This is a genomic window from Mesorhizobium sp. WSM4830, assembly GCF_055811495.1.
This window is the reverse complement of the sequence record NZ_JBVVQI010000067.1, coordinates 1-8444: the sequence shown is the minus strand read 5'-3', so window position 1 is coordinate 8444 and position 8444 is coordinate 1. Positions and strand designations below refer to the sequence as shown.

At 61.2% G+C, this 8444-nt stretch carries 10 protein-coding genes; 7 read left to right on the top strand and 3 right to left on the bottom strand.

Annotated elements, in window-relative coordinates; all coding sequences use genetic code 11:
• Positions 1-1032 (top strand): HAD-IC family P-type ATPase (locus AC0L2Y_RS34145; protein ID WP_473562275.1); only part of this gene is annotated, 1032 nt, incomplete at its 5' end.
• On the top strand, positions 1029-1184 hold the full coding sequence (ccoS, locus tag AC0L2Y_RS34140; protein ID WP_352779411.1) for a cbb3-type cytochrome oxidase assembly protein CcoS: 156 nt from the start codon (positions 1029-1031) through the stop codon (positions 1182-1184). The genes AC0L2Y_RS34145 and ccoS, both read left to right, overlap by 4 nt.
• Positions 1185-1401: 217 nt before the next feature.
• Here the strand turns inward: ccoS and AC0L2Y_RS34135 are convergent, their stop codons facing one another.
• Both AC0L2Y_RS34135 and AC0L2Y_RS34130 read right to left on the bottom strand, forming a co-directional pair.
• A complete protein-coding gene (locus AC0L2Y_RS34135; RefSeq protein WP_292656670.1) occupies positions 1402-1671 on the bottom strand; it encodes a DUF6455 family protein in 270 nt (89 codons plus the stop codon).
• A 133-nt stretch (positions 1672-1804) separates the two neighbouring features.
• The gene (locus AC0L2Y_RS34130; protein ID WP_473562274.1) at positions 1805-2614 is read right to left on the bottom strand and encodes a universal stress protein; all 810 of its coding nucleotides are present in this window, start codon (positions 2612-2614) and stop codon (positions 1805-1807) included.
• 275 nt (positions 2615-2889) lie between these two features.
• Between AC0L2Y_RS34130 and AC0L2Y_RS34125 the strand changes: the two genes are divergently transcribed.
• Together AC0L2Y_RS34125 and fixJ are read left to right on the top strand one after the other, a co-directional pair.
• Complete coding sequence (locus tag AC0L2Y_RS34125; protein ID WP_473562276.1) at positions 2890-4377, top strand: PAS domain S-box protein; 1488 nt, start codon at positions 2890-2892, stop codon at positions 4375-4377.
• Positions 4367-4981 carry a response regulator FixJ gene (gene fixJ / locus AC0L2Y_RS34120; protein WP_473562273.1) on the top strand — a complete coding sequence of 205 codons (615 nt, stop codon included), beginning with the start codon at positions 4367-4369 and terminating at the stop codon, positions 4979-4981. Before AC0L2Y_RS34125 ends, fixJ begins: the two co-directional genes overlap by 11 nt.
• Here fixJ and AC0L2Y_RS34115 read toward each other — a convergent pair.
• Entirely contained in the window at positions 4978-5202 is a 225-nt protein-coding gene (locus tag AC0L2Y_RS34115) for a hypothetical protein (protein WP_473562272.1), read from the bottom strand. The two genes, fixJ and AC0L2Y_RS34115, sit on opposite strands and share 4 nt — an antisense overlap.
• Positions 5203-5471: 269 nt before the next feature.
• Between AC0L2Y_RS34115 and AC0L2Y_RS34110 the strand changes: the two genes are divergently transcribed.
• From AC0L2Y_RS34110 to AC0L2Y_RS34100, 3 genes are all read left to right on the top strand, one after another.
• Positions 5472-5918: a pyridoxamine 5'-phosphate oxidase family protein gene (locus tag AC0L2Y_RS34110; protein ID WP_473562271.1), complete on the top strand. Its 447-nt coding sequence runs from the start codon at positions 5472-5474 to the stop codon at positions 5916-5918.
• Positions 5919-6079: 161 nt separating this feature from the next.
• A complete protein-coding gene (gene trxC, locus AC0L2Y_RS34105) occupies positions 6080-6529 on the top strand; it encodes a thioredoxin TrxC (protein ID WP_473562270.1) in 450 nt (149 codons plus the stop codon).
• Positions 6530-6541: 12 nt separating this feature from the next.
• Positions 6542-7798: an MgtC/SapB family protein gene (locus tag AC0L2Y_RS34100; RefSeq protein ID WP_473562269.1), complete on the top strand. Its 1257-nt coding sequence runs from the start codon at positions 6542-6544 to the stop codon at positions 7796-7798.
• The last annotated feature ends 646 nt before the right edge of the window (positions 7799-8444 follow it).

Sequence of the window (8444 nt, the reverse complement as noted above, 5' to 3'; positions counted from 1 at the left end):
CAGGTTGTCGCCGCGCGGCGTCTGTTCGAAGCTGGCGTCATGGTCAAGGACGGTTCCGCCATGGAGCGCTTGGCGGCAATCGACCTCGCGGTGTTCGACAAGACCGGCACGCTAACGCTCGGACAGCCCCGGCTCCTCAACGCACCGTCCATCCACCCGACCATGCTGGCAATCGCAGCCGATATGGCCGCGCATTCCCGTCACCCGCTTTCAAAGGCCATTGCAAACTTTGCAGGTTTCGCCGGCCAGCCAAAGCTCGAGGCTGTCAGCGAGCACCCCGGATTCGGCATCGAGGCCACTGCCGCGGGCAGCACCTGGCGGCTGGGTAGGCGCGGATGGGCTGGATGGAAGGCCCGAACCGGCGGCGAAAGCAGATATGGAGGAACGGTTCTGACGAAAGATGGGATCATCGTGGCTTCCTTTGTCTTCGAGGACGCGTTGCGTGCAGACGCCAGAGCGGCCGTCGAGCAATTGAACCACGCGAGTGTTTCCGCACACATGCTGTCGGGCGACACCGCGGCTGCCTGCGCCGAGGTCGCGGGGACGTTGGGCATCCATGACTTTGTTCCGGCCCTGCTTCCTTCGGGCAAGGTTGAGTTTATCGAAACGCTGGCGAAGGACGGCCACAAGGTGCTGATGGTTGGCGACGGTCTCAACGACACCCCTGCACTGAGCGCGGCACACGTCTCGATGGCTCCTGCCACGGCCGCCGATGTCGGCCGCAGGGCAGCGGATTTCGTGTTCCTGCGCGAAAGCCTTTCGGCCGTACCCCTTGCCCTCGACGTCTCGCGCAAGGCCGGACGACTGATCCGGCAAAACATCGCCATCGCGATTATCTACAATGCCGTCGCCGTGCCGATCGCCATTTCGGGGCACGTCACACCGTTGATCGCCGCAATCGCGATGTCCGCCTCGTCGCTGCTTGTCATCGGAAATGCATTACGCCTGGCGTCCTTTGCGGCGACCGCACCGGAGACGGCGGGCAGGCGCGGCAACCGGTCTGCCACCGGCGCACTGGCGCGATCATCATGACGACGCTCGTCTATCTGATACCTGTGGCCCTATTCCTCGGCGCTCTTGGGCTATCTGGGTTTCTGTGGGCTTTGAGGAGCGGGCAATATGAGGACCTCGACGGAGCGGCGGAGCGCATCCTCATCGACCGAGATGACAGACTGGAAAGCTGACTGGCTCCGCTGTGCCGGCGTGATGGCGATGGCGCCGGCACTACCCGTCGAAACTGATGAAGATCAGGGCGCGGATAAGGGATTGAAGGGGTGATCCTGGGCGCATCGCTGGCCGAGGAGCCGTGAGTGACAACCTCTTATGGTCTCTTCTTGGTTGACCGCCATGGGGCGGCCAACGCGTCGTTAGTGACGCAAACTGCCATTTGGCCGGGGACTCCTATCGCTGACCGGCCGCATGCTGCAGCCGCGCGATCAGGTCGCGATTGCGGCAATAGTCTGGCGGATCGTCGGCTTGCTGCTGCTCGTCGAGCCAGGTCGAGCATTCATCCTGGTGCCCGCAGGCGCGGCAGCGGTCCACCGCCCGATTGGTGACGGCTATATTGTCTGGAACGATCTTCAATTGTTTGTCGACGCCGAGCTTCCGCATCATGCGGCCCATCAAGGCTGTCCTGGCGTCAACTGAGATCAGGTAGTCGAGAAAAGTCATGTCGGTCACTCCCGTTTCCCGCCATATCATTGTCATCTCGGCGACCGCTGCATTGATCTCGGTCAACGGGCTATCTGCCGACCGTGATACTTGCGTGAATGCCGCAACTGGCGGACTTGCGATGGGCCGGGGGTCAATACGACATGAGGCGGTTGATGCTGCTTTCTTCGATCAGCGTGCGCGTGACTCCACCGAATGCCCATTCGCGCAGGCGGCTGTGGCCATATGCGCCGGAAACGATCAGATCGGCGTTGATTGAGCGCGCAAATGCCAACAGATGCTCACCGTCAGCGTCGCCGCGGATGAACTCGGTCCGCGCCATGATGCCGTGATGCTCAAGAAAGACTGCGACATCGGCGAGGCTGTCACGGATGCCGTCGTCACGCTCGCTGTCGATTGTGGCGATGACGACGTCGTTGGCCTTGGCCAAGAAGGGCAATGCGTCGGTCAGCGCCCGTCGCGCCTCCCTGGTGTCCTTCCAGGCGACCAGCACGGTCTTTGCCACATGTTCGATATGGCTTGCAGCGGCGAGTACTGGCCGGCCTGTGCCGAGTAGAAGGCTACCGATATCGACAGTGCGATAGACATTTTCTCCTTTGTCGCCGCTGGTCACGATGAGGTCGGCCGCACGGGCCGAAACGCTGAGGAAGCGCGTCGGGCTGCAGACGGCTTGACCCCATTCGCTTGAGATCGAGGCAGGAACGAGCCTCTCGAAGTCGGCGCGCAGTTCGGCAAGCCGTTTTTCGATTTGCGTTCGCTGGATCAGCATGATCTCGCCTTCGTAGACCATGCCGTCGCCAGTCGCGACCAGAGGCGGGACATCCGCAGCTGCGAGGCCGATAAGGTGAGCGCCGAAGCGTTCAGCAAGTTCAACCCCGAGGCTCACAATGGCCGCAGGAGGTGCATCGATGGCGAGGTTCACGATAATTGATTTGTAGGACACTGGAGCCGCCTTTCGCTGGAGCAGTTGAATGCAGCATGAGGATGCATGGGCCTGCGGCGCCTTGATGCGGGTCAAAGTGCATTAGTAACCGCCTTGATCGCGACTATTTGGCATCATGGTTTTGCGTGTGCAGAAACGGCGATGAATGATAACTAGGCTGCGTTGCGGGTTCCCTGATCAAAGGACTTGATTTGGACGACGGACAAACACGTGACTTGTCGACCGACGTTCGCGGCCAGGGGCAGACCACGGCCGAACACGACCGGCTGGCCCAGATGTTCGAGCAAGCCCCCGGTTTCATGACATTGATGCGTGAGCCGGGTCATATCTATGAGTTGACCAACGCCGCCTATCAGCGCCTGATCGGCCAAAGGCAAGTGGTAGGAAAGTCGGTGCGCGAGGCCCTGCCCGAGCTTGAAGGCCAGGGTTTTTACGAACTGCTGGACCAAGTGTACGAAACGGGCGAACCCTACAGAGGTCAGGGCGTGAAGGTAGCCCTTCGCAACAGCCATGACGAGCCGGTCGAAGAGCGCATCCTCGATTTCGTCTATCAGCCCATCAAGGCCGACGACGGTCGCGTCACGGCTATTTTCGTCGAAGGCACCGATGTTAGCGAGCTTTCCTTTGCGAACGCCGCCCTCCGCTTGCGCGAAGATCATTTGCGTTCGATCCTGGCCACGGTGCCTGATGCAATGGTCGTCATCGATGAACAAGGCCTCATTCAATCCTTCAGCACGGCTGCCGAAACGCTGTTCGGCTACCAGTCGAGCGAGGTGCTCGGACAAAATGTCAGTCTGCTGATGCCGTCGCCCTATCGCGAAGAGCATGACGCTTATCTGCACCGCTATCTGACGACCGGTGAGCGCCGCATCATCGGGCTCGGCCGCACCGTCACTGGAATGCGCAAGGATGGCTCAACCTTTCCGATGGAACTTGCCGTCGGTGAAATGCATCCTGGGACCGGCCGCTTCTTTACCGGCTTCTGCCGGGACTTGACCGAACGCTACAGAGCGGAAGCAAGAATACAGGAGCAGCAGCAGGAGCTCCTGCACATGGCGCGGTTTACCGCGCTGGGCGAAATGGCTTCGACATTAGCGCATGAGATCAACCAGCCTCTCACGGCAATCACGAACTACCTTAAAGGCAGCCGGCGGCTTCTCGAAAAAAGCACGGAAGAGAACGCGCCGATGTTGAGGGAGGCCGTGGAAAAGGCAGCGGAACAGGCCTTGAGGGCCGGAGACGTCATTCGCCACCTTCGGGACTTCGTCGCAAGAGGCGAGAGCGAGCGCCAGGTCGAACGCCTGCCCGCGTTAATCGAGGAAGCCTCGTCGCTCGCCCTGGTCGGTGCAAGAGAAATTGATGTCCGCGTCACCTACAAGCTTGATCCCGTCGCCGAACTGGTCTTGACGGACCGCATCCAGATTCAGCAGGTCCTGCTCAATCTGATGCGCAACGCGATAGAAGCCATGCAAGGTGTGCCACGCCGTGAGTTGCAAGTCATGACCGTGGCCCGTGACGACGGGATGGCAGAGGTAAGCGTGGTCGATACAGGCACCGGTCTCGCGCCTGAGATCTCCGCTCAACTTTTCCAGCCATTTGTCACCACCAAGAAACAGGGCATGGGCGTCGGCCTCTCTATTTGCCGTACCATTGTTGAGTCGCATGGCGGCCACATCTGGGCCGAGGTAATGCCGACTGGAGGAACCGCGTTCCGGTTCACCTTGCGCATGGTGGAGAAGGAAGAGGTCGCCAATGACCGGTAACCATCTGGTGCACGTCGTCGACGACGACGTCGACGTTCGCAAATCGCTTGGTTTTCTCCTGGCGACGGCTGATTTCGCCGTGCGCCTGTACGAATCGGCGACAGCTTTTCTGGCTACGGCCACGGGCAATCTCGACGGCTGCATTGTGACCGATGTGCGCATGCCGGGCATTGACGGCATCGAGTTCCTGCGACAGCTCCGGACCCGCGGGCATACGCTTCCGGTCATCGTCATGACGGGTCATGCCGATGTGGCCCTCGCTGTTCAGGCGATGAAGGAAGGTGCCGCCGACTTCATCGAAAAGCCGTTTGACGACGAGGTGCTGATCGAAGCGATCCGCTCCGCATTGGACAGTCGCAATCGGACGGAAGCAATACACCCACAAGGCGTGGAGATCCGTGGTCGTCTGGCGGCCCTGTCGGAGCGGGAGCGACAAGTGCTGGACGGCCTTGTGTCCGGCCTGCCGAACAAAACGATTGCCTATGACCTCGGCATCAGCCCGCGCACGGTCGAAATCCATCGTGCCAATGTCATGAGCAAGATGGCCGCGAGCAGTCTGTCGCATCTCGTGCGTATGGCGTTGGTTGTGGAGTCCAAACGTTAAAGCGAGTCAGTAAGACACCTGTGGTTGTTTGCCGGGATCGTATCCGGCACCCAGTCTCGCCAGTGGGTCGGGTGAACGTCGATGCGTGCGCGGGTGGCGGCGTTCTTCCAGCCTTCCCGCTCCTTGATGCAAGGAAAGACAAGCGCATGTTCGCCGTCCTCGTCCAGGACGGCGAGTTCCAGCTCACGGTCGAACGGAGCGCTTGAGATCGGCTGCCACATCATCCCCTATGATGGGTGGGAGCAGCAGGCCCCGCCTTGATCTGGATCATTTTCCAAATCCCCTCCGGCATGGACACTGACAACTGACACGGCCGCCAGGTCAGTCACCGGAGGGCCCAGCCACGGGTTTCGATTCGTCTGTCGGGCGACCGACCCTTGATCGTGATCAATGACCTCCCCTGTGGCAGGGCTACGATCCGCGATGCCGGATATCAGAGTCGATGGAGCACCGGCGATACCGTGCAGTCACAAAACAGGAGATTGTGCCAATGCTGATCCGCACGCTTTCTGATTTGGAATGTACAAAATTGCTGACGGCCAACCGTGTCGGCCACTTGGCATGCGCCAAGGATGGACAGCCCTACGTCGTACCATTCTACTATGCCCACGCCGACAATCACCTTTATGCATTTTCCATGCCGGGCAAAAAGGTCGACTGGATGCGTGCCAATCCGCCGGTGTGCGTCCAGGTCGACGAACGCGGCCAAGGACGGGCATGGAGAAGCGTGGTTGTCGACGGTGTCTATGAAGAACTGCCTGACCGGATCGGCTACAAGGTCCAGCGCGACCATGCATGGTCGTTGTTGAGCAAGCACGTCGACTGGTGGGAGCCTGGCGCTCTGAAACCGGTTACGCCTCCTGTTTCGGACAGCACTCCGCATGTTTTCTTCAGGATCATTATCAAGCAGGCGTCGGGTCGGGAAGCAAAGGAATAGCGTGCTTTCCCGTCCGAACACCGCGGGCGCACAGCCGGCGTGGATTGTGCGGGGCAATCCGTTTTCACGCCAAATCGTCCATCGCGCAAAAAAAGATTGGAAGTGCGAGCCAGCTTGGGGATAGGCATTCTCTGGCGCATGTATACCAGTGGTGAAGGGCGATGGCGCAAGAAAATCTGGTGGTTTGCAGCAAATGCGGCGGGATCAATCGACTGCCGCCGGCGCGCAATGCCAAAAACGCAAAATGCGGAAAGTGCGGGAAAAAGCTGTTCTCAGGTCACCCCGACGACGTTGATGAACGAATCTTCGATCGCCAGGTCAAGCGAGGCAGCCTTCCCGTTGTCGTGGATGTCTGGGCGGCATGGTGCGGGCCCTGCAAGATGATGGCGCCCGCATATGAAGCCGCAGCAAACGAACTGGAACCGCATATTCGGCTGATCAAGCTCAACTCCGATAATGAGCAGGCCGTTTCAGCCAGGCTCGGCATTCGCGGCATCCCGACCATGATCCTGTTCCATGGCGGACATGAGGTTGCGCGCACATCCGGCGCAATGAATGCGGGGCAAATCGTCAGGTGGATCCGCGACCACCTGCCGATGGCCGGCGCCTGAAGCCCACAAATCGTGGATCCGCTCATCGCCCGGCTCGGACTTGCACTGACCATAGGCCTGCTCGTCGGACTGGAGCGCGGCTGGCGAGAGCGGGATGCGCCCGATCGTAGCCGGACGGCCGGAATTCGAACCTACGGCATATCCGGTCTGCTCGGCGGCCTTCTCGCAGCGCTGGCCGATGCTCTCGACGCAGTGTCCGTGCTGGTCGGTGGTTTCATCGCCTTTGCGGCAATCTTCGCCTGGTACAAGGCGCGTGAGGCAGCCCATGATGAGGATTTCAGTGTCACGGCGGTAATAGCAGCCCTTTGCGTATTCACGCTCGGTGCGTTGTCCGTCGCTGGCGATTACCGCGCCGCTTCTGCAGGAGGAGCGGCACTCGCCGCCATCCTTGCCAGTCGCGAAGTCCTACACGGCCTCCTGAAGCGACTGTCCTGGATCGAGCTTCGTTCCGCGCTGATCCTGGCTGTGATGAGCGCGATCGTCCTGCCCTTGCTGCCAAACCGGACATTGGACCCATGGGGCGGTTTCAATCCGTGGGAAGTCTGGTTGCTCACGGTGCTGATGGCGTCGATATCGTTCGCCGGCTATGTCGCCGTTCGCGTCCTTGGAACCGCACGCGGGCTGCTCGTCAGCTCGCTCGCAGGCGCGATCGTCTCTTCCACCGCCGTAACCGTGGCGCTGGCCCGCAACGCCGTGTCGGCAAGCAATCCTCTGCCGCTCGCTGGCGCGGCGTCGCTGGCCGCAATGGTTTCTTTGCTACGCGTCTGCGCCGTGGTTCTGATCGTCGAGCCAAGCGTGTTCCCTTCGGTCGGCATTCCCGCAATTGCCGCGGCGCTCTCCTTCGCTGTTTGCGGAGCATTGCTCCTGGCTCGGGATAGCGGGGATCGCAAGGGTGCCGCCGTCGCGCGCAATCCCTTCGACCTCGGCCCGTTGCTGCTCTTTGCCCTGCTGTTTGCGATCGTCGCGACCGCGAGCGCTGCACTGGCTGCTCAATTCGGCGGACGCGGCTTGCTGGCGAGTTCGGCGCTTGCGGGCACATTCGATGTTGATGTGTCGGTGCTCAGTGCCTTGCGCCTGGTCAAGCATTCGGTCCCTGTCGAGACCGTTGGCCAGGCGGTGCTCGCGGCGCTGGCAGCAAACGCGATCTGCCGCCTGTCGCTGGCCGCATTTGCCGGCCCGATCAGGTTCTGGTTGCCGCTCGCAGGTGCAACGCTCGTCGCCGCAATAGCCGGCTACGGCACGATGTTGCTGCCCTCGACTTTCTGGTAGCGCCGAGAACCGGCCTCTTTTGACGCCGATGTCAAGCCGGACAGCCGCTTTGTGAAACTCCGAGAAGGAGTACGCCATGATCAGCTTGAAGGGTCTCCCGAGATTCCGGCACGTCCGGCTGCTGCCAAGCCGCCTTGGAGGTAACCCATGCCGCCGGCGCATCTTGATTGTTTCTCGGGCATCCCGATCCATCGCCGCACCGGCTCTGCCGTAGTCTCGCCAGGGCCTACGCCAAGGGTGCGGAACTGGCGGGGCATGTCGTCCGCCGGGTCGACCTGGCGGCACTCGATTTTCCAATGCTTCGGACGGTGCAGGAGTTCGAGCACGGCGCGATTCCCGACTGCCTGAAGCACGCCGCTGAAGCGAGCTTCACCCGCCTTGTCGCCGCGGCAGCTCTGAGCAGTCTTTGTGGGGGCAAAACAAGGTGTCGGCCGGGCCTCTACCCGGACGGTGACCTCGGTGGAGCGCCCACGATGATACTGTCTCACCTCCACTTATCCCAATTTCGCGCACTGGAACCGTCGAGGCCGCGTCGGACGAGACACCATCAACGAAGCCTTCCCGATCGTGTCCCAGGGAGTGGTGTAGCTGACGGCATTGGTCGCCGTGCTCTCCGGCATGGGCCGGGCTGATCAGCGCGCCACGG

Bases quoted from the DNA above. Each gene is read 5' to 3' on its own strand.
- AC0L2Y_RS34110 (WP_473562271.1), top strand. From the start codon at position 5,472: ATGCTGATCCGCACGCTTTCTGATTTGGAATGTACAAAATTGCTGACG.
- AC0L2Y_RS34115 (WP_473562272.1), bottom strand. From the start codon at position 5,202: ATGTGGCAGCCGATCTCAAGCGCTCCGTTCGACCGTGAGCTGGAACTC.
- fixJ (WP_473562273.1), top strand. From the start codon at position 4,367: ATGACCGGTAACCATCTGGTGCACGTCGTCGACGACGACGTCGACGTT.
- AC0L2Y_RS34135 (WP_292656670.1), bottom strand. From the start codon at position 1,671: ATGACTTTTCTCGACTACCTGATCTCAGTTGACGCCAGGACAGCCTTG.
- trxC (WP_473562270.1), top strand. From the start codon at position 6,080: ATGGCGCAAGAAAATCTGGTGGTTTGCAGCAAATGCGGCGGGATCAAT.
- ccoS (WP_352779411.1), top strand. From the start codon at position 1,029: ATGACGACGCTCGTCTATCTGATACCTGTGGCCCTATTCCTCGGCGCT.
- AC0L2Y_RS34125 (WP_473562276.1), top strand. From the start codon at position 2,890: ATGTTCGAGCAAGCCCCCGGTTTCATGACATTGATGCGTGAGCCGGGT.